The organism is Microbacterium schleiferi (assembly GCF_038150145.1).
Taxonomy (GTDB): Bacteria; Actinomycetota; Actinomycetes; order Actinomycetales; family Microbacteriaceae; genus Microbacterium; species Microbacterium schleiferi_B.
The window spans coordinates 143,033-162,847 of the sequence record NZ_JBBWSA010000006.1; the positions used below are offsets into that span (position 1 = coordinate 143,033).

A 19,815-nucleotide genomic window follows, 5' to 3' on the forward strand; every position below is an offset into this window, starting at 1 on the left:
GTGACATCAGTTCACGCGAGAAGATGGCTCACCCTTCAGGGCGTGAGCTCTTCGGGGAGCGGCACATCCTTGATGAGGTTCGTGATGCGGATGGTGGAGCATCGACGACCCTCGTCGTCTGAGACGACGATCTCGTGAACGGTCATGCTTCTCCCGAGGTGCACGGGCGTGCAGACCCCTGTCACGAGGCCTGAGCGCGCGGATCGCGTATGGGTCGCGTTGATGTCGACACCGACCGCGAGGCGCCCGGAACCCGCCCACAGATTCGCCGACATTGACCCCAGGGACTCACCCAGCACGACGTATGCACCGCCGTGCATGAGGCCGACGGGCTGTGTGTTTCCCTCGACGGGCATCGTCGCAACGGAACGTTCAACCGTGAACTCCAGGAACTGCATCCCCATCTTCTCCGCGAGAGCTCCCATCCCGCGTCGTGCAACCCACTCCATGCCGTTGACGTTCGCCGGATGCTGCGTGCTCATGACCACCCTTGGGGAGAAGTGCTGTCGGAAGCCGTGGGTAGGCTGACAGAGTGACGGACTCCTCGAAGCCTACCCTCCTGGTCGTCGACGGCCATTCGCTGGCCTTTCGGGCTTTCTTCGCCCTTCCCGTCGAGAACTTCACCACCAAAGACGGGCAGCACACGAACGGGATCTACGGTTTCCTGTCGATGTTCGTGAACCTGATCAAGGCCGAAAAGCCTACGCACGTCGCTGTAGCCTTCGACACCTCGCGCCAGTCGTTTCGTACCCGCGAGTACGCGGAGTACAAGGCGAATCGAGCCGAGACGCCGAAGGAGTTCCAGGGACAGATCCCCCTTCTGCAGGACTGCCTCCGGGCCATGAACATCACGGTGCTTCAGCAAGAAGACATCGAAGCCGACGACATCCTCGCCACCCTGGCAACCCGCGGCGCGGATGCGGGCTATGCCGTGCTCGTCTGCTCCGGTGACCGCGACACGATCCAGCTCGTAGATGAGCGCATCACACTGCTCTACCCGAGCGTGCAGGGAGTGTCGCAGCTCAAGCGGTACGACCCGGAAGCCGTGCGGGAGCGTTACGGCGTTTCTCCCGAGCAGTACCCCGACATCGCAGCTCTCGTCGGTGAGACCAGCGACAACCTCCCGGGTGTCCCCAAGGTGGGGGAGAAGACCGCGGTGAAGTGGCTCACCCAGTTCGGCACCCTCGACGAGCTTCTCGAGAACGCCGACCGTGTCACGGGAGTGGTGGGAAACAACCTGCGTGAGCACCTCGACGATGTCAGACGCAACCGTGCATTGAATCGTTTGTTGCGCGACGTCGAGCTCCCCGTCGGCCCCGACGAGCTGGCTGTCACCGGTATGGATGCCCAGGGCGTTCGCGACATCTTCGCGCGGCTGGAGTTTCGCACCCTCCTGCCGCGCGTGTTCGAAGCTCTGGGTGGTGACGAGCCCGCGGACTCGGCACCAGCGGTGCAACTCCCCGTTGCGACAGAGGTGGACGCCGACGCTGCGGCCGTCTGGCTGGCAAGCGGCACCGACGAGGTCGCGGTCACCGTCGTTCCCGATGCGGGCACCGCGGGCTCGGCATCCCTGCCCGCCCGCCTCGGATTCGCGCGAGGCGACGATGTCGTCGAGACGAGCTGGACGGCGGAGTCCGAAGCGCGCCTCTCGGGCTGGTTCGCGTCCAATAGCCCGAAGGTGTTCGCTGACGCCAAGCCGCAGATCAAGATGTTGCGACGCGCGGGCGTCAGCGTCGCGGGAGTCGCGTTTGACACGGCTTTGGCCGGGTGGCTCCTTCGCCCGAGCTTTCCCGACAAGACACTCGGCGATCTCGTCGACCGCTACCTGGGAGAGAAGCTTCCCGAGGCCGATCCCACGCAGCTGATTCCCGAAGCCGAGGGCGCCACTCCCGGGCAGCTGTCATGGTTCACCCAGCGGGTCGCAAATGCGCTTCGGGCTGAGCTTCCTGACGACCTCGCCGGGGTGCTCCGCGAGATCGAGCTTCCGACACTCGACGCGCTCGTCGACATGGAGCTCGACGGGGTGGCAGTCTCGCACGACACACTTGCAGGCTTCTCGGCAGAACTCGGTGCCCGCGCCGATGCGATCGCTGCCGAAGCGTTCGACACGATCGGCCGTGAGGTCAACCTTGGCTCTCCGAAACAGCTGCAGGAAGTGCTGTTCGAAGAGCTCGGGCTTCCCAAGACACGCAAGACCAAGACCGGGTATTCGACGGATGCCGCGGTTCTGGCCGATCTCCAAGAGACCAATCCGCATCCGTTCCTCGGTCTGCTCCTCCAGCATCGCGAGGCTACCAAGCTCAGGCAGATCATCGAGTCGCTGGACGCCGCCATCGGCGCGGACGGCCGCATTCACACCACCTACGTGCAGACGGGAAGCCAGACGGGGCGCCTCTCGAGCACCGACCCCAATCTGCAGAACATCCCGATCCGGACCGAAGACAGCCGACGCATCCGTTCAGCGTTCGTTGTCGGCACCGGTTACGAAACCCTCCTGACCGCTGACTACTCGCAGATCGAAATGCGCATCATGGCGCACCTGTCGGAGGATCCTGGGCTCATCGAGGCATTCAACTCGGGTGAGGACCTGCACCGCTTCGTCGGAGCGCGCGTGTTCGGTGTGGATCCCGCCGATGTCACCCCGCAGATGCGCACGAAGGTCAAGGCAATGTCGTATGGCCTCGTCTACGGCCTCTCAGCTTTCGGGCTGTCGAAGCAGCTGCGTATCGAGCAGGCAGAAGCCAAACAGCTGATGATGGAATACTTCGCGCGTTTCGGCGCGGTGCGCGACTACCTGCGCGCATCCGTAGAGAAGGCTCGCATAGACGGGTACACCGAGACGATCTTCGGTCGCCGTCGCCCGTTCCCCGACCTCACCAGCCCGAACCGTGTTCTGCGCGAGAACGCCGAGCGCGCGGCGCTCAATGCTCCCATCCAGGGCAGCGCTGCCGACATCATGAAGATCGCGCTGTTCCGCATCCACCAAGACCTCCGCGACAGCGACCTGCGTTCGCGAGTCCTGCTGCAGATCCACGATGAACTCGTTGTGGAAGTCGCACCGGGGGAGTGGGACCGGGTCGATGAGGTCGTCCGTCAAAGAATGGCTGACGCTGCGACGCTCTCGGTACCGCTGGATGTCGAAGTAGGGCGCGGCGGCGATTGGAATCTCGCCGGGCACTGACCGCGTGTTCTGGTTAGGCTCGAACGCATGACTGAAGCTCCTCGATCTGCCACGCCCATCGACGCGATCGCAGATGCGTGGGTCGACACGCTCGCGGAGCGTGTTCCCACCCTCGCCACCTACATCGGTCGCTCTGAGCACAATGCACGCTACGGCGACTATTCTCCGGCCGGCGCTGAGGCACTTGCCGACGAGGCCCGCAACACGCTCGCTGCGCTGCGCGCCGCCGAGCCCGTCGATGACATCGATCGTGTTACGAAGGCCGACCTCACCCGTGAGCTGGAACTCGATCTCGAACTGCACGACGCCCGCTGGCACCTGCGCGACCTGAACGTCATCGCGTCGCCACCGCAGGACATCCGCGCTGTTTTCGACCTCATGCCCACCGACACAGCCGACGATTGGTCGGTCATTGCGACGCGACTGGGAGCGGTCCCCGAGGCGGTCCGCGGCTACATCGAATCCCTCCGCGCCGGAGTCTCGGCGGGAGTCGTCCCCGCGCAACGTCAGGTGCGCGAGGTCGTGACGCAGATCGGTCGATACACGAGCGACCGCGGCTTCTTCGCGGAGTTCGCCGCCGAGGCAGCACCCGCCGACGGGCAGCTCCCGGCATCCCTCGCCCGAGAGCTCTCCGACGCAGCCGGTGCAGCTCGCGTGGCGTACGAAGAACTCGCCGATGTTCTTTCGGCCGAGGTCGGCCCTGCCGCTTCCGAGCAGGACGGAGTCGGCCGGGACCTGTACGCGCTGCATTCCCGACGCTTCCTTGGTGCGACCATCGACCTCGACGAAACCTACGAGTGGGGCATCGAAGAGCTCGCGCGCATGGTCGCCGAGCAGGAAGAGATCGCCGACGAAATCCTTTCCGGCGCGAGCGTCGAAGAGGCTGTTGCCTTCCTCGAGAAGGATGCCTCGCGAAAGCTTCACGGTACGGAGGCTCTGCAGGCGTGGATGCAGCGGACGAGCGATCATGCCGTGGCAGAACTCGGAAAGACGCACTTCGACATCCCCGAACCGATTCGAACGCTCGAGTGCATGATCGCGCCAACCAAGGAGGGCGGGATCTACTACACAGGCCCGACCGATGACTTCTCGCGCCCCGGGCGCATGTGGTGGTCGGTTCCGGAGGGCGTCGAAGACTTCGACACGTGGCGGGAACTGACCACCGTGTATCACGAGGGCGTTCCCGGGCACCACCTGCAGATCGCTCAGGCCGTCTACAACCGCGCACAACTCAACTCGTGGCGGCGCCTGCTCGCCGGTACTTCGGGCCACGCCGAGGGCTGGGCGCTGTACGCGGAGCGCCTCATGCAGCAGCTCGGCTACCTGGATGACCCCGCCGACCGACTCGGCATGCTCGATGGGCAGCGGATGCGGGCTGCGCGTGTTGTGTTGGACATCGGTGTGCACCTCGGCAAGCCCCGCCTGGATGGCGACGGCGTGTGGGACCACGACTACGCCCTGGCGTTCATGCGCCGCAACGTCAACATGTCGGATGAGTTCATTCAGTTCGAGGTCAACCGCTACCTGGGCTGGCCGGGCCAAGCACCCTCCTACAAGGTCGGCCAGCGTATCTGGGAGCAACTGCGCGACACGGTTGCCGAGCAGCAGGGCGATGCGTTCGATATCAAGGCGTTTCACAAGCGCGCGCTCGATGTCGGCGGGGTCGGGCTCGACACGCTGCGCGCCGCATTGCTGACCTGAGGATCGGAATAGGGACCGGGATCGTATGGTTCTATGCAGGTGCATGGAAAGGATGCCGTCATGATTCAGTTCGGTCTCGATACGTTCGGTGATGTCACCGTCGATGAGAGCGGAGCACCCCTCTCGGACGCACAGACGCTCCGCAATCTTGTCGACCAGGCTGTGCTCGCCGACGAGCTCGGCATCTCGTTCATCGGGGTGGGGGAGCACCACCGGCCCGACTTCGCGGTGTCGAGCCCCGAGATCGTGCTCGCGGCTATCGCCGGTCGAACGCGCGACATCCACCTCGGCACCGCCGTCACCGTTCTTTCGTCAGACGATCCGGTGCGGGTCTATGAGCGGTTCGCGACCCTGGATGCCGTCTCGAACGGCCGTGCCGAGGTGGTACTGGGCCGCGGGTCCTTCATCGAGTCCTTCCCCCTGTTCGGATACGACCTGAAGGATTATGAGCCCCTCTTCGAGGAGAAGCTCGAACTGTTTTCTCTCTTGCGCCAGGAGCGCCCGGTTACTTGGTCCGGAACCACCCGCGCCGCGCTCACCAATGCTGACGTGTACCCGAAGACTGAGGGATCCGGCCTCACGACCTGGGTGGGCGTCGGAGGGTCACCGGACTCTGTCGTCCGGACAGCGCGGTACGGCTTCGGCCTCATGCTCGCGATCATCGGTGGGCCCGCCGAGCGCTTCGCACCGTATGTCGAGCTCTTCCATCGTTCGCTTGCCTCCTTTGGACACGATCGCAAGCCGGTGGGGGTCCACTCACCGGGCCACATTGCCGATACCGATGAGCAGGCGTGGGAGCAGGCGTACCCTGCGTTTGAAGCGATGAACAACCGCATTGGCGCCGAGCGCGGGTGGCCTCCTTACAGTCGCATGCGGTTCCAGCATGACGTCGGAGCCGGGGGAGCGGTCTATTCGGGCTCACCCGATCGGGTTGCGCGCAAGATCGCCGACACCGTGCTAACGCTCGGGATCGACCGGTTTGATCTGAAGTACTCGAACGGCACGCTCGGACACGAGCAGCTAATGCGCTCCATTGAGCTCTACGGCACGAAGGTGATCCCGATGGCACGCGAGATGATCGCCGAGGGCGCAGACCAGCAGCCGGGAGCGGCGCCCGTAGGCTAGGGGAGTGCACGAGATTCGCTACGTCGCCATTGGTGATTCCTTTTCCGAAGGTGTCGGCGACGAACTAGCCGATGGGACTGTGCGGGGGTGGGCAGACCTCACCGCTCTGGGATGGGCTAACGCGCTCGGCGCTCCGATCTCGTACGCAAACTTCGCCATCCGCGGCAAGCTTGCGTGGCCCATCGTCGAAGAGCAGCTGGAGCCGGCGCTGGCTCTTCGGCCGACGCACCTCTCGTTCAACGGGGGAGGCAACGACATGCTGCGGCCCCGCACGACGATTGAGAGCATCGCGGACGCGTTCAGCACCGTCCTCCGCCGATGCGATGAGGAGGGTGTCCGCCTGATCTTGCTCTCGGGGGCCAACCCTTCGTCACAGCTGCCGTTCCGTTCGCTCATCCAACGCCGCGGCGACGACCTCTCGAGAGCAGTTGTAGGGCGAATCGCCGAACGTCCCGATGTCGTTCGAGCCCTCAACTGGCCGGATCGCGAGCTGTCGCATCCGTCGTTCTGGTCTGCAGACAGGCTGCACATGAACTCCCGCGGGCATCACCGGGTCGCTGCGCGACTCCTCGGCGCCCTGGGCCACCCCGCACCAGGGGAGTGGTGGTCGATGCCGGAGCAGTCCACCTCCGACGCGGTGCGTGGATTGGCCTACTACCGAGAGCACGTCGGCCCGTGGGTTCGTCGACGACTGACGGGCAGGTCGTCCGGTGATGGCCGGATGCCGAAATTCGGGGATTGGGTGACGATCGAGCCCGATCGAGCGTGAGCTGGTCTATCGTGGGGCACAAGGGGGGGTGGCGATGATGACGTTCTGGAACCGGGTTACTCGCCTCTTTGTTCGTAAGCCCGTCTCGTTCTCCCAGGCGAAAGAAGGCCGGGAAGCGCAAGAGGCGGTTGATCGAGCGCGGGCTGCCGCTCAGCATCAATTCCAAGAGAGAAACGTTAGTAACAGCGGCTGGTTTATGTGACTCCGCTCGGATGAGGCCATATGCCACATCCGGAATCTAGTGTCAAGGCGCTTCATGTAGCGACGGAGGTACTTCAGGGTGTTTCGTGCAGCTCTGCTGCAGTGACGAAAGGGACACTCCATGAGTATTGGCACCGGCATCGTTCTGTTCGTGATCGGCGCGATCTTGGCTTTCGCCGTGAACGTGGAGGTCGAGTGGATCAACCTTGACCTCGTCGGATACATCCTGATGGGCGCGGGTGTGCTCGTTTTCCTGTTCGGGATCGTCCTACTGGCCCGGCGGCGACAGACCGAGACCGTCACTCGCTCGAGCATCGACCCCGCAACCCAGGAGCGCGTGGACCGCCGCAGCACGAGCACGACCGACGACGGCGCTGGCCTCTGACCACGGCGAGCTACGCGGTACTGACCAGTTCAGCCCGCCACGAGCTCCGCAGGGTGTGTCAGTCGCCACCAGTCGGTCGGCGGATCGATTGACTCGGTCACGATGAGGTCGGCGCTCTCTTGGTGCGGACCGGCCGTCCAGGTGATCTCTCCCACGACGTCGCCGGCCGCGAACTCGGTCGGGTCGCCCATTGCGACCTCGACCACGATCGGCGTGTCCGACCAGGTGAAGATCTCGACGTCGCGGGAGATCACGACCTCGGTGGTTCCACCCCACGGTGTCGTGACGGTGCCGACGTGGTCACCCGCCAGCGCGACGGGGACGTCGTGGAACCCGCGGCGAATACTGTCGAGCATGCGAAGCACATCAGCATTCACCGACTCCCGAGTCGCACCGCCCTGGATGGCGCCTGTGACCTCCAAGTGAAGGATGTCGACGTCGAGTCGAGCCGTGAACAGGAACGCGTAGGTCGCGAACCCGAGGTTGCCGGTCTTCATCCCCGTGATTCCGTCCACGCCCAGCAAGGCGTTGGTGTTCTGCAGCGACCCGGGGCCAGCGATCGTGAGCGAGGATGTTCCGACGATCGACGCGATCGTCGGATTCACTGCGGCAAGCTTTGCGATAGCGACCAGATCGGTCGGGGTACTGACGTTCTCGGAGTCCAGGCCGGTAGGCTCGACCACCGTCGTGCCGGTCAGTCCCTGCGCCTGCAGCCAGTCGCGGGCCGCCGCGCGGAAGCCTGATATCGAGCCGAACGCCCAGCGGCTGATCGCCTCGGCGTAGTTGCTCGCCGAGGGGATCAACATCGTGGCAAGGGCGTCGTGCAGCGACATCCTCGTCCCCGTCGGCATCGCCGCGATCGTGGCGCCACGCACGTAGTACTGGTCGTAGAGGTCGTGGTCGGCTTTCGAGAACGTGATCGTCGGGCCGGGATCCGATGCGTCGGCCAGCGGGTACTTCTCGAGCACCACGAGTGCCGTGATGATCTTGCTGAGGCTCGCCATGACCTGGGGATCCTGCGGACCGGACGTCTGCCAGATTCCGCTCGCGCCCTCGCCGAGGTAAATATCTGCACCTGACACGCTCAGCGCAGAAGAACCGAAGGACGGAAGTGAAATCTGTGCCGCAAGGGGGGTCTCGACGGTCGGCGTCTGCCACTCCAGCGTCGCGGCGGGCAGGGGAGTGTTCAGCGCCCAAGCGACGTAACCACCCGTCGCCACGAGCGAAAGAACCATGACGATCCCGATCACCAGGCCAGCGATCTTCAGCCCCCGCGACGCACCTGACGTGACCACGAACGCATCGTCGTCCGGGTCCGGCGTCATCAGGTCGGTGATCGTCACCTGGTCGTCGCTGTCCGGGGGAGTAGCGCTCATGACATCGACCCGCTCAGCCCCCCAGAGCGCTGGAGCCACGCACAGCTCACCGAAATGAAACAACCCCGCATCCGACACGCCCCTCCGCGTCATGCATCACACCCGATAGAACGAGGCTAACCCGGCACAGCCCTACGATCACGAGCGCTGGTAGGAAGTCGGGAGAGCGGGCCCAGCCGAGCGCAGCATCGCCCTCTCAGAGTGCCCTGACATAATGTGCATTATCGGATACTGCTCTCGGGATCGACTGTACGGGGCCGTCCGTCGTCGTGAACGCCGTCTGGTTAGGCTCGACGGATGCGGCGACGAAACCTGACGTGGACAATCGGTGGCAGCGCACTCATCCTCTCCGGAGTGCTTGTCATGATGCGCGAGATCGCGCTGGGTTCCTCACTGACTCCCGCGCTTGCTGTGATCGCCGAACTCACGTGGAGCGTTGGCGTGACAGTGTTCGCAGTGGGACGCACGCGATACGAAAGCGTCGTAGCGCGCAGGCCGTTGGGCCTCGTCGCGATCCTGATCCTCGGGTGCTCGGTCTGAGCGTCCTTGTGGGCGTCATCACCCAGGCCATGTTCGCGACCCTCGCACTCCCGCAGCAGGCGCTGGCCGACGTCGCGACACTCCTCGGCGCACTATCGAACCTTGCCGGCACGATCGGACTCGGTGTTCTCGCACTCGTCCTCAGCGAGCGCGGCCGCGCCTCAAGTGTCCAGATCTTTCGTTCCGGTCAGTCCTGACGCGGCCGCGTGACTGGTGCTCGCGAACGGCGGCGGTAGCGTGGAACGATGCGAGCTCCGGACCTTTCGTGCTGAACGCCGCCACCGGGTTCGCGGTTATCGGCCTCGCGATCGCCGTCGGATACGTGATCGGCCGGATCAACCTCCTCGGCCCGCAAGCCGGCCCGGTTCTGGGACGACTGGTGTTTTTCGTCCTCTCCCCCGTGCTGCTGTTTGTGGTCCTCTCCGAAGCCGATATCGCAACCCTGTTTTCGGCACTTCTCCCGGTCTCGGCGATCACGGCGATCACCGTCATCGGCCTCTACGCAACGATCTCCCGCCTGTTGTGGCGACGGCCCGTGGGAGACACGCTCATCGGCGCGCTCGCGGCCGGTCAGGTGAACTCCAACAACATCGGGATCCCCCTGTCGCTCTATCTCCTGGGATCGGCCGCGTTCCCGGCACCCGTCATCTTGTTCCAACTGCTTGTCCTCGTACCGATCTCGATGGCGATCCTCGAAAGCGTCACCGCGCAGACTCGGAACTTCGGAAAGATCGCGCTACGCACTGTGACGAACCCGGTCGTGATCGGATCGGTGGCCGGAACGATCGTGGCGGCGACGGGGCTTCAGCTCCCGTCACTCGTCACGGAGCCTTTACACTTCCTCGCCGCAGCATGCGTCCCGGTGCTCCTTCTGAGCTACGGGATGTCTCTCCATGGCCAGCGGGTTCTCGCCGCCGGCGGTCACCGCCGCGAGGTGATCCTGGCTACCGCGTTCAAGCTGATACTGATGCCGGTGCTGGCCTGGGTGCTTGCGAGCATCGTGTTCAGATTGCCGGCGCCCGAAACGCTCACCGTGGTCGTCCTGGCAAGCCTCCCGACCGCACAGAATGTCTTCAACTTCGCTCAGCGCTTCGGCGTCGCGGAAACCGTCGCGCGTGACACTGTCTTCCTCACAACAATCGGGTGCATCCCGGTGCTGATCGGCGCGCTCGTCCTTTTCGGGTGATCTCGGGCCGACATGCCCCTCCCACTCCCCCGAAGTCCGGCCGGAAGAACGCTACGCTGAGAACGCAAGCTCTCAGCTAACTCCCAGAAAGGGAACGCCATGTCAACCGAAAGCTCCGTCGCCAAGGAGGCCATCAACGGCGTCCGCACGGCGCTCGGCATCGCCGGTGTCCTCTCGCTCATCGTCGGAATCCTGATCCTCGTCTGGCCAGGCCGCACGGCCATGGTCGTGACCGCGATCATCGCCATCTACGCCATCGTCGGCGGACTGGTCTACGGCGGCCTCGGCATTTTCTCGAAGTCGATGGGTGGATGGTCTCGCGTTGGCCACATCATCCTCGGCGTCGTGTTCATCGCCGCTGGTATCTTCGCCTTCTTCAACCTCGCAGCCACCACCGGCTGGTTCGCCGTCTTCCTCGGCATCCTGGTCGGCATCATGTGGATCATCGAAGGTGTCGTCTCCCTGACCACGCTGGGTGACGCAGCATCCAAGGGCTGGACGATCTTCTTCGCGATCATCAGCATCGTCGCCGGTGTCGTGCTGCTGTTCTCGCCGCTGTGGGGCGCGGTCGTGCTCTGGTGGCTGCTCGGGATCTCTCTCGTCGTGCTCGGCATCATCCAGATCGTGCGCGCGTTCACGTTCGGTAAGAAGAGCGTCTGACAAGACACATCACAGAAGAAGGCTCCGGGGGATTTCCCGGGGCCTTCTGCTGTGAATGGATGCAGTGCGGACTACTCCCCCACAAAAGAGCTCGTGTCGCCGACGAGCCGCGTGTTGTCCGCGGGGATCGGGTCCACAGCGGCCTGTGCGACCTCGGCAGCGAACTCCGAAACGTTGTAGAGCTTGCCGGCTGATTCGCGACGCGACGCGATAGCTCCGGGGTTCGCACGCTCCAGCAACGTTGCGGTGATGGTTCCTTCGATCATGTCGCCGGAGACGACGACGAACCCGATGCCGCGTTCGAGGAGCGCGGGCACCCGCTCGCGAAGCGCATCCTCGCCGGCACGCTTGGACAGCGCGACCGGCTCATATTCGGGCATGGTCGGGGTCGTTCGGATGAAGTGCGCCTGGTGGCTGGTCACGAAGACCACCCGTGCGTCGCCCCGAAGAAGCGGCACTGCCGTCTCAAGCACGCTGACCTGAGCGTCTCGGTTCAGCAGCAGGGCGTAATCTTCCGCCATTCCTGATTCCATGCCACCGGATGCGTTCAGGACGAGGATGTCCAGGCCTCCGAAGGCCTCCTCGACGGCAGCGAACATTGCCGCGACCGACTCTGGATCGGTGAGGTCCGCTCCCACGACGAGAGCGTCGACACCCAGCTCCCGCACCTCAGCGGCAAGCTTCTCAGCGCGGGGAGCCTTGTTGCGGAAGTTGATGACGACGTTGGCCCCCGCGGCTGCGAGATAGCGGACGGTGTCGGCACCGATTCCGCGCGACGAGCCGGTCACCAGTGCGGTCTTGCCGCGCAGGGTTCCGGGGGCGATCGGGGTGGAAATGTCGGTCACTGTTGCTCCTGTTGCACGGTGGCGCATCGGCCGCGGGCGGCACCGGAATGGCGCGCGTACCGACCCTACCAACCGGTCCGCTGCGCGCCCTGCGTTGATAGGGTCAGTCCAAGAGGAAGGAGACTCGGATGTTGCCCGATCTCACGCAGTATCTGTGGATCCTCTGGCTCGCTCTGGCAGTCCTGTTCGTGATCATCGAACTGCTCACCCTTGAGTTCACATTCCTCATGCTCGCCGCCGGAACTCTCATCGGGGGCCTGGGAACGAATTTGCTGGGCGGCCCGTGGTGGCTGCAAATCGGCCTCGCCGCGATCGCATCAGCGCTTCTCCTGTTCACGATTCGCCCACTCCTGCTGCGGGCGCTGCATCGAAGTTCGCCCGTCGTCCTCACGAACGTCGATGCACTCGTCGGGATGCCGGCGCGCGTGACCCGCGCGTTCGTGCAGGGTGCGGGTGAGGTGAAGCTCGACAACGGCGAGACGTGGACGGCACGACTGAGCGCGGGCGTCACGGATGCCGAGGCGAGCGTTGGACAGTCCGTCAGCGTCATTGCAGTGCGAGGCGCCGCCGTCGAAGTAGCTCCGGAGCCCCGGCCATCGACAGAAAGGACCGTGGAACATGATTGACATCGGCGCGTTCGCGGGACAGATCTTTGTCATCGTCCTGCTGCTTGTCATTGCGATCTTCGTGGTCGTGGTGATCTTCCGATCGATCCGGATCATTCCGCAGGCCACAGCCGGCGTCGTGGAGCGCCTCGGCCGCTATCACAAGACCCTCTCCCCCGGCTTGAACCTCCTCGTCCCGTTCATCGACCGCGTTCGGCCGTTGATCGACATGCGCGAGCAGGTCGTCTCGTTCCCCCCGCAGCCGGTCATCACGGAAGACAACCTCGTCGTCTCGATCGACACGGTCGTCTACTTCCAGGTGACTGACGCCCGTGCGGCCACTTACGAGATCGCGAACTATCTGGGCGCAGTCGAGCAGCTCACGACGACGACGTTGCGAAACGTCGTCGGTGGCTTGAACCTCGAGGAGGCACTGACCAGTCGCGACGAAATCAACACGAAGCTGCGGGTCGTTCTGGACGAAGCGACGGGCAAGTGGGGAATCCGAGTGTCGCGGGTGGAGTTGAAGGCCATCGATCCCCCGGTGTCCATCCAGGACTCCATGGAGAAGCAGATGCGCGCCGAGCGAGACCGTCGTGCGGCGATCCTCACCGCAGAGGGCACGAAGCAGTCGGCCATCCTGCAGGCTGAGGGCGCACGTCAGGCCGAGATCCTGCGCGCCGAGGGCGAAAAGCAGGGCCAGATCCTGCGTGCGCAGGGTGAAGCTGAGGCGATTGCCACGGTGTTCAACGCCATCCACGAGGGCAATCCGGATGACAAGCTGCTCGCCTACCAGTACCTGCAGACGCTTCCGAAGATCAGCGACAGCGCGTCGAGCAAGCTCTGGATCATTCCGAGCGAGTTCACCGAGGCACTCAAGGGTGTGTCCGGTGCGTTCGGGGCGCGGGAGGCCGCAAAGTCTGCACCTGACGAGCAGGCGTGACCCACCCGTACTTCGTCGACGCGCCATACCCGCGCGTCCTTGCGCACCGGGGGCTGACGGTTGACGAAGCGATTGCGGAGAACTCCTACGCATCGGTTGCCGCGGCGAAGCGCGCTGGCGCGACCTACGTCGAGTCCGACTGTCATCTCACCCGGGACGGCGAGGTCGTGCTGTTCCATGACGCGGATCTTCGTCGGGTGACGGGCGATCCTCGACGTGTCGTTGACGTCGAGCTTTCAGAGTTGACTGACTTGATGGCAGATCGCGGCGGACTGATCACGTTGCGCACCGCGCTCGAGGACTTCCCGACCGTGAGGTTCAACCTCGACGTGAAGGCGCCCGGCGCTGCTGACGCCGTCGGCATGCTCGTGGCCGGTCATGGTGAGCGCGTGCTCCTGACGAGTTTTGCGGACACCCGCCGCCGCGCAGCCGTAGCATCCGCAGCTCGTCACGCACCCACCGGCGCGGTGGCACCTGCAACATCGGCGGGTCGCGAGACCATCGCCCGGCTGCTCTGGGGCCTCGTCGCGCGGTCGCCGCGGCTGGTCGCATCCTCGCTCGCGGGCATCGACGCACTGCAGGTCCCGGAGCGTCAGGGACCGGTGCGGGTGGTGACGCCACGGCTGCTTGAAGCCGCTCACCGTCACGGGGTCGAAGTCCACGTATGGACAGTGAACGATCCCGCAGACATGAGCCGGCTTGTCGGCATGGGCGTCGACGGCATCGTCACAGATCGCGTAGACGTCGCGCTCACGACTCTCGGACCCGCGCTGGGCCACCCCTGATTCGGCGGCGCTGACGGCGCCGCACCCCAGGTCGGCGTTGCGCCTATTCCTCCCCCGCTGAAGATCGGCTGAGAATGCTCTCATCTGCGGGTCGGCATGGATGATCTGCCCAGCTGAGAGCGTTATACCTGAACAGCGACGAGAGGACCACACAATGGCAGACCGCAGCCTCCGCGGCATGCGACTCGGCGCCTCCAGCCTACAGAGCGAGGACGGCGTCGTATTTCATGAGCGGGCACAATTCACCTACTCCTGCACGTCTTGTGGACGTGACACCACCATGACCTTCGCGGCAGACGCCGAGGTCCCCGAGACCTGGGAATGCCGCACCTGCGGCGCCGAGGCTTTGCTGCGGGTCGACGGCGAGACCGTCACCGTCGACCACGGCGACGTCAAAGCCCCCCGCTCGCACTGGGACATGCTTCTCGAGCGTCGCACGATCCCGGAGCTCGAGGAGCTGCTCGAAGAGCGCCTCGCCTTCGTTCGCTCACGCCGAGGCGCCGGCGACGACGTCACGGTCGACAAGCTCAGCGCCTGACAGACGCCCACCGCGACGGCTTACGAAGCGGTGCAACAAACGGGACCGGTCCGATCACGGATCGGTCCCGTTTCATGTCCGGCGGCGGCTCGCGACGACTCCGCTGGCGATCAGACCGGCAATGCTAAGAATCGCGATCGCCATGCCCAGTGAGCCGCCGATCACGATGCTCGGGGTCAGGCCGGTCCGCAGCGGAACATCGGTGAGCATCGCTCCGGCCTCATCGGCGGGAAGAGAATCGATCGTCGCACCGTCGGGGCCGATCACCTGGCTCGTGCCGACTGTCGAGATGTTCACGACCGAACGACCGGTCTCGATAGCGCGCGTGCGCGCGAAAGCGAGTTGCTGCAGGTTCTCGTCGGTGTTGCGGAAGTCGGCGTTGTTGGTCTGGAACATGTAGACCTCGGCGCCGTCTCGCGCGCCTTCATGGATGACGTCGTCATAGATCACGTCGAAACAGATAGCGAGCCCCACCCCGGTGCCATCGATATCGACGTACGGCGGATTGGATCCTGGTGTGTACTCCCGGCCGATGAGCCCGATCAGATCGGGAACGATCATCTCGTAGAACCACCGGTCGGGCACGTACTCGCCGAAGGGAACCGGGTGAGTCTTGTCGTGATACTGCACGGCGCCCTCCCCCGCTTCCCACAGCATCGAGGTGTTGTAGGTCAGGTCGCCCCGCGTTGTTGCGGCGTTGACAAGAAGCGGAGCATCCGCCGCCTCCGACAGTCCGTCCAGAACCGCCGCAGTCGTCGCGTTGGTCATCGGATCCGAGTCGATCCCGCCTTCGGGCCACAGCAGCACATCCATGTCCTGACCGATCAGGTCAGTGGATGCCGACAGCTGCGCGTTCAGGATGTCGTTTCGCTGTCGCGCGTCAAAGTATCCGGAGGGACCGTTGCCCTGCACACTTCCCACGGTCATCGTGCCCGCCGGGGTGGTCGGGAACTGCGGCGTGACGAGCAGGGCGATCCCCAGCCCTGCGACCGGCAGCGCCGTGCGCACATCCGACCACTGGCGCAGTCGCAGCCACTCGATGGTCCCGGCGGTGAAGGCGACCATCAGGAACGACAGGCCCGTCACGCCGATCCACGAGGTCAGGTGTGAAAGGGGGCTCTCGGATTGACTCATCCCGATCCGCGCCCACGGGAACCCTGTGTAGGGCCAGGATCCGGTCACGAGTTCCCGCAGTGTCCACAGCCCGGCTATCAGCAGCGGTGTCAGGACGAGCTGAGCCCACCGACCGGGGGCTGCTCTCGGCATCCACCGGTATGCCAACGCGATGAGCACGGAGCCGAGCGCGACGTAGATGGTGGCCGCGACCGCCAGGGCGAACCACGGGATGACGCCGAGGTAGCGGTTCAGCCACACGATGTGGACGAGATAGAACGTGATCCCGAAGATGAACCCGACCAGCAGCGCGCCCCAGGCGCTGCGCCCAATGAGCGCCACAAGCGAGAGTCCGACACCGACGAAAGCCAACGGCCACCAGCCCACCGACGGGTACGCCAGATCGAGGATGAGCCCGGCAGCAACTGCCACCAATACCGCAGCCCACAAGGGCAACAGCGCACGGACACCGGTGGTACGGCTCTGCGTGGCGCTCGACGGTTCGGGCATGAGGACCAGCCTACATTCGGACGGCTATGGTGCGGCTGAAGGTTCGGCGATCACACCGACGAGTACGCCACGATCCCGCGACGAACACCATCGAGCGCCCGCCGCGCGACCGTGGCAAGGCTGGGTTCGGCCACAAGCGACATCTGGTCGAGAAGGTCGATCGTCTGCTTGGCCCACCGGACGAAGTCGCCGGCGGCAAGGTCTGCCTCGCGAAGCACGCGATCCAGCGGCATCCCCTTTGCCCACGAGTGCATCGCGAGCGCGAGTCCCGCTGCCGGCGGCTCCGACCCGGGCAGCCGCGAGTCGCGTTCGAGATCGTCCAGGCGTTGCCAGAGGTCGAGGGTCTGCGCGAGAGCCTCGCGGAACGCGCCGCGGGGAAGCGCCCGCTCCCCCGGTTCGTCCCGGCGCGGCTCGTAGACCAGAGCACAGGCCAGGGCGGCCAACGACGGCGCGTCCAGCGAGTCCCACAGGCCCAGGCGCAGTGACTCGGCCACGAGCAAGTCACGCTCTCCGTAGATCCGGCGCATTGTGCGACCAGCGGCCGTGAGCGTCGCCGCTCCGTCTGCATCCACGCGCACGTAATCAAGAGAGGCCAGAACATCCACGATGCGGTCAAAGACCCGCGCGACGGTTCCCGTGCGCGCGTCGATCTGGCCACGGAGTCGTTCGACGGTGCGGTTCAGCTTCCAGTACCGCTCTGCCCAGCGGGCGTGATGCTCACGGTCGGGGCACTGGTGGCACGGATGCCGCTGCATGCGCCTCCGCAGCTCACTGATCTCGCGCTGGCGCTTGTCGCGCGTCTGGCGCGAAGCATTGGCGTCCTTGCGATTCAGCTTCTCGAGATCACTCAGCTCGCGACGGATGCCGGAGTATTCGGCGAAGTCGCCCTTGTCGCAGCTCATCGCCTTGGCGTAGCCCGCGAGCGACTCTTCGGCATCCTTCACCTGCCGGGCAAGGCCGACGACAGCGCGGTCGGCCTGGAACTGGGCGAACGAGGACTCCAGGATCTCGCGCGCCCGTGCTCTGCCGAACTGGTCGATGAGGTTGACCGCCATGTTGTAGGTCGGCCGGAAGCTGGAGTTCAGCGGATACGTGCGCCGGGACGCCAGTGCTGCCACGGCCTGCGGGTCGAGTCCTTCGGTCCACTGGACGACGGCGTGGCCTTCGACATCGATCCCCCGGCGTCCAGCTCGACCGGTCAGCTGTGTGTACTCGCCCGAGGTGATCGCGACCCGCGCTTCGCCGTTGAACTTCTCGAGCTTCTCGAGCACGACAGTTCTCGCCGGCATGTTGATCCCCAGCGCGAGGGTCTCGGTGGCGAACACGACCTTCACGAGCTTGCGCTGGAAGAGCTCTTCGACGACCTCTTTGAACGCCGGCAGAAGACCCGCATGATGCGCAGCGACTCCCCGCTCAAGGTTCTCGCGCCATTCCCAGAATCCGAGGACAGCCAGATCCTCCTCGAGCAGGGTTCGGGTGCGCTCCTCGACGATCGCCCGGATCTCCGCCCGCTCCTCGGGTGTCGTGAAGCGGGCTCCGGACCGGCGAACCTGCTGCACCGCGGCATCGCAGCCGGCGCGGCTGAAGATGAAGAAGATGGCGGGGAGCAGATTCGATCGCGCGAGGAGTTCGATCACCTCGGGGCGATCGAGCCGTTCGATCCGTTGTGCATTCGCCGATCTCACCGGCCGCTGACCGCCCTTGTGGGGGCGGCGATGCTGGCCGTCACGGCCGCGACTTCCTGACATTGCGGCACTGCGGCCAGCCTGAGCGCGCCGATTGTTCTCGTAGGTCGGGCCCTTGAACGAGCGGATGCGCATGAGCTCTTGGTTCACCTGCGCCGTCGCGATGCCGGCGCGATCGTCGAACAGTGGCAGGAGGTCGCCGCGCACCAGAACATGCTGTTCGAGCGGAACCGGTCGCGTCTCAGACACGATGACGTCAGTGTCTCCGCGCACGGTGTCGAGCCAATCACCGAACTCTTCGGCGTTCGAGACCGTCGCCGACAGCGAAACGAGACGCACCGCCGGCGGCAGATGGATGATGACCTCCTCCCACACTGCACCGCGGAACCTGTCGGCGAGGTAATGGACTTCGTCCATGACGACATAGCGCAGGTCGCGGAGCGCCGGTGAGCCCGCGTACAGCATGTTGCGCAACACCTCGGTCGTCATCACGACGACGCGAGCATTTCCGTTGATGTTGGTGTCTCCGGTGAGAAGCCCCACATCATCGGGCCCATAGACATCGACGAGTTCGCGGAACTTCTGGTTCGACAGCGCCTTCATCGGCGTCGTGTAGAACGCCTTGTCGGAGGGCTCCCGCATCGCCAGATGAATCGCGAACTCGCCGACAATGGTCTTTCCCGCCCCCGTGGGCGCAGCGACGAGCACGCTTCGCCCCGACTCGAGCGCGTGGCATCCGGCGATCTGAAACGGATCGAGATCGAAACGCTGATCGTCGGCGAACGCCGCGGTGACCGGATACGCACGGGCTGCCTCGGCCCGCGCAAATCGCTCCGCTGGGCCCGGAACGCTCACCCCGCAGCCTCAGGCGGCAACAGGGATGCTTGGCGCTTGGATTTGCGTCGGTCGAACAACATTGAGACACCGGCCGCCGCGAAGAAAAGCACGATCAGGATTCCCGCGAGCATCACCATCGATACGGCGTCAGCGGCGGGAGTCGCGACTGCGGCGAACAACGTTGCGACAAGCACCGCCACTCGCCAGCCCTTGAGGATGCCGCGGCCCGACATGACCCCCGCGACGTTCAGGGCGACGAGGAAGACGGGCAGGACGAAAGAGACCCCGACAACGAGGAGGAACTTGAAGACGAAGTCGTAGTAATACGTCGCGTCGTAGAACAAGGAGGTGCCCGTGGGCGCGAACGTCGCCATGATCTCCACGACGTGCGGAAGCACAAGCCACCCCACGACGGTTCCGGCAAAGAACAGCGGCACGGCTGCTCCGACAAAACCAGCCGTGTAGCCCACCTCTTTGCGGGTGAGTCCCGGCATGATGAAAGCCCAAATCTGCCAGAGCCAGATCGGAGCCGAGATCAGGATGCCGATCGCGAAGGCGATCCGGATGCGAAGGTCGAACGGTCCCGTAACCGTCGTGAACATGACCTCGACATTGAGATCTTCCCCCCGCGCAGCCGCGACATCGACGATCGGGACCGTGATCAGCCGAATGATCGGATCCGTGATGATGAACGCCACCACCATGCCGACAACGAGCGCCAGGGCAGAGATCATGAGCCGCTTGCGCAACTCGATCAGATGCTGCCCGAGCGACATCCTCCGGTCACGGCGCGGTCGGTCGGGCTCTCCTACCTCCGGCAGGGAACTGGT

Annotated in this window: 19 protein-coding genes; 13 read left to right on the plus strand and 6 right to left on the minus strand. The window is 64.8% G+C overall.

From position 1 onward, the window contains the following. Positions 1-35: 35 nt before the first annotated feature. Positions 36-482: a hotdog fold thioesterase gene (locus AADH62_RS08510; protein WP_341579059.1), complete on the minus strand. Its 447-nt coding sequence runs from the start codon at positions 480-482 to the stop codon at positions 36-38. A 50-nt stretch (positions 483-532) separates the two neighbouring features. On the opposite strand from AADH62_RS08510, the gene polA reads away from it, so the two are divergent. The 5 genes from polA (at position 533) to AADH62_RS08535 (ending at position 7,362) form a co-directional block, all read left to right on the plus strand. After that, positions 533-3,181: a DNA polymerase I gene (polA, locus tag AADH62_RS08515; RefSeq protein ID WP_341579060.1), complete on the plus strand. Its 2,649-nt coding sequence runs from the start codon at positions 533-535 to the stop codon at positions 3,179-3,181. Between the two features lie 27 nt (positions 3,182-3,208). Next, positions 3,209-4,882, plus strand: a complete 1,674-nt coding sequence (locus AADH62_RS08520) for a DUF885 domain-containing protein (protein WP_341579061.1) — start codon at positions 3,209-3,211, stop codon at positions 4,880-4,882. Positions 4,883-4,942: 60 nt separating this feature from the next. Then, positions 4,943-6,007: an LLM class flavin-dependent oxidoreductase gene (locus AADH62_RS08525; RefSeq protein ID WP_341579062.1), complete on the plus strand. Its 1,065-nt coding sequence runs from the start codon at positions 4,943-4,945 to the stop codon at positions 6,005-6,007. A gap of 13 nt (positions 6,008-6,020) precedes the next feature. Continuing rightward, a complete protein-coding gene (locus tag AADH62_RS08530) occupies positions 6,021-6,776 on the plus strand; it encodes an SGNH/GDSL hydrolase family protein (protein WP_425355664.1) in 756 nt (251 codons plus the stop codon). Positions 6,777-7,098: 322 nt separating this feature from the next. Further along, on the plus strand, positions 7,099-7,362 hold the full coding sequence (locus AADH62_RS08535; RefSeq protein WP_341579064.1) for a DUF6458 family protein: 264 nt from the start codon (positions 7,099-7,101) through the stop codon (positions 7,360-7,362). A 29-nt stretch (positions 7,363-7,391) separates the two neighbouring features. Here AADH62_RS08535 and AADH62_RS08540 read toward each other — a convergent pair whose 3' ends face one another. Next, on the minus strand, positions 7,392-8,738 hold the full coding sequence (locus AADH62_RS08540) for a D-alanyl-D-alanine carboxypeptidase (protein WP_341579065.1): 1,347 nt from the start codon (positions 8,736-8,738) through the stop codon (positions 7,392-7,394). A 297-nt stretch (positions 8,739-9,035) separates the two neighbouring features. Here AADH62_RS08540 and AADH62_RS08545 point away from each other — a divergent pair, with 297 nt between their 5' ends. The 4 genes from AADH62_RS08545 (at position 9,036) to AADH62_RS08560 (ending at position 11,124) form a co-directional block, all read left to right on the plus strand. Continuing rightward, positions 9,036-9,278, plus strand: coding sequence for a hypothetical protein (locus AADH62_RS08545; RefSeq protein WP_341579066.1), 243 nt, complete (start codon positions 9,036-9,038; stop codon positions 9,276-9,278). Beyond that, positions 9,266-9,475: a hypothetical protein gene (locus tag AADH62_RS08550; protein ID WP_341579067.1), complete on the plus strand. Its 210-nt coding sequence runs from the start codon at positions 9,266-9,268 to the stop codon at positions 9,473-9,475. The genes AADH62_RS08545 and AADH62_RS08550 overlap by 13 nt, the downstream gene beginning before the upstream one ends. A 68-nt stretch (positions 9,476-9,543) precedes the next feature. Continuing rightward, the gene (locus AADH62_RS08555) at positions 9,544-10,464 is read left to right on the plus strand and encodes an AEC family transporter (protein ID WP_341579068.1); all 921 of its coding nucleotides are present in this window, start codon (positions 9,544-9,546) and stop codon (positions 10,462-10,464) included. Between the two features lie 99 nt (positions 10,465-10,563). After that, a complete protein-coding gene (locus AADH62_RS08560; RefSeq protein WP_341579069.1) occupies positions 10,564-11,124 on the plus strand; it encodes an HdeD family acid-resistance protein in 561 nt (186 codons plus the stop codon). Between the two features lie 71 nt (positions 11,125-11,195). On the opposite strand, the gene AADH62_RS08565 is transcribed toward AADH62_RS08560, so the two are convergent. Further along, positions 11,196-11,996, minus strand: a complete 801-nt coding sequence (locus tag AADH62_RS08565) for an SDR family oxidoreductase (RefSeq protein WP_375237044.1) — start codon at positions 11,994-11,996, stop codon at positions 11,196-11,198. 101 nt (positions 11,997-12,097) lie between these two features. Between AADH62_RS08565 and AADH62_RS08570 the strand changes: the two genes are divergently transcribed. The 4 genes from AADH62_RS08570 to AADH62_RS08585 all read left to right on the plus strand — a co-directional run bounded on the left by AADH62_RS08570 (position 12,098) and on the right by AADH62_RS08585 (position 14,840). Continuing rightward, the gene (locus AADH62_RS08570; protein WP_292726002.1) at positions 12,098-12,595 is read left to right on the plus strand and encodes an NfeD family protein; all 498 of its coding nucleotides are present in this window, start codon (positions 12,098-12,100) and stop codon (positions 12,593-12,595) included. Next, on the plus strand, positions 12,588-13,517 hold the full coding sequence (locus tag AADH62_RS08575; protein ID WP_292726001.1) for an SPFH domain-containing protein: 930 nt from the start codon (positions 12,588-12,590) through the stop codon (positions 13,515-13,517). The genes AADH62_RS08570 and AADH62_RS08575 overlap by 8 nt, the downstream gene beginning before the upstream one ends. Continuing rightward, a complete protein-coding gene (locus AADH62_RS08580; protein WP_292732670.1) occupies positions 13,514-14,302 on the plus strand; it encodes a glycerophosphodiester phosphodiesterase family protein in 789 nt (262 codons plus the stop codon). The genes AADH62_RS08575 and AADH62_RS08580 overlap by 4 nt, the downstream gene beginning before the upstream one ends. 154 nt (positions 14,303-14,456) lie before the next feature. Continuing rightward, positions 14,457-14,840 (plus strand): RNA polymerase-binding protein RbpA, encoded by a 384-nt coding sequence (locus AADH62_RS08585; RefSeq protein WP_292710486.1) that lies wholly within the window; start codon positions 14,457-14,459, stop codon positions 14,838-14,840. 72 nt (positions 14,841-14,912) lie between these two features. Here AADH62_RS08585 and lnt read toward each other — a convergent pair whose 3' ends face one another. Genes lnt through tatC form a run of 3 tightly spaced genes read right to left on the minus strand, consistent with a single transcriptional unit; the run spans position 14,913 to position 19,761 of the window. Continuing rightward, a complete protein-coding gene (gene lnt, locus AADH62_RS08590; protein ID WP_292732669.1) occupies positions 14,913-16,463 on the minus strand; it encodes an apolipoprotein N-acyltransferase in 1,551 nt (516 codons plus the stop codon). A gap of 50 nt (positions 16,464-16,513) precedes the next feature. Continuing rightward, complete coding sequence (locus AADH62_RS08595) at positions 16,514-19,003, minus strand: DEAD/DEAH box helicase (RefSeq protein WP_341579070.1); 2,490 nt, start codon at positions 19,001-19,003, stop codon at positions 16,514-16,516. Then, the gene (gene tatC, locus AADH62_RS08600; RefSeq protein ID WP_341579180.1) at positions 19,000-19,761 is read right to left on the minus strand and encodes a twin-arginine translocase subunit TatC; all 762 of its coding nucleotides are present in this window, start codon (positions 19,759-19,761) and stop codon (positions 19,000-19,002) included. Before tatC ends, AADH62_RS08595 begins: the two co-directional genes overlap by 4 nt. Positions 19,762-19,815: the final 54 nt, after the last annotated feature.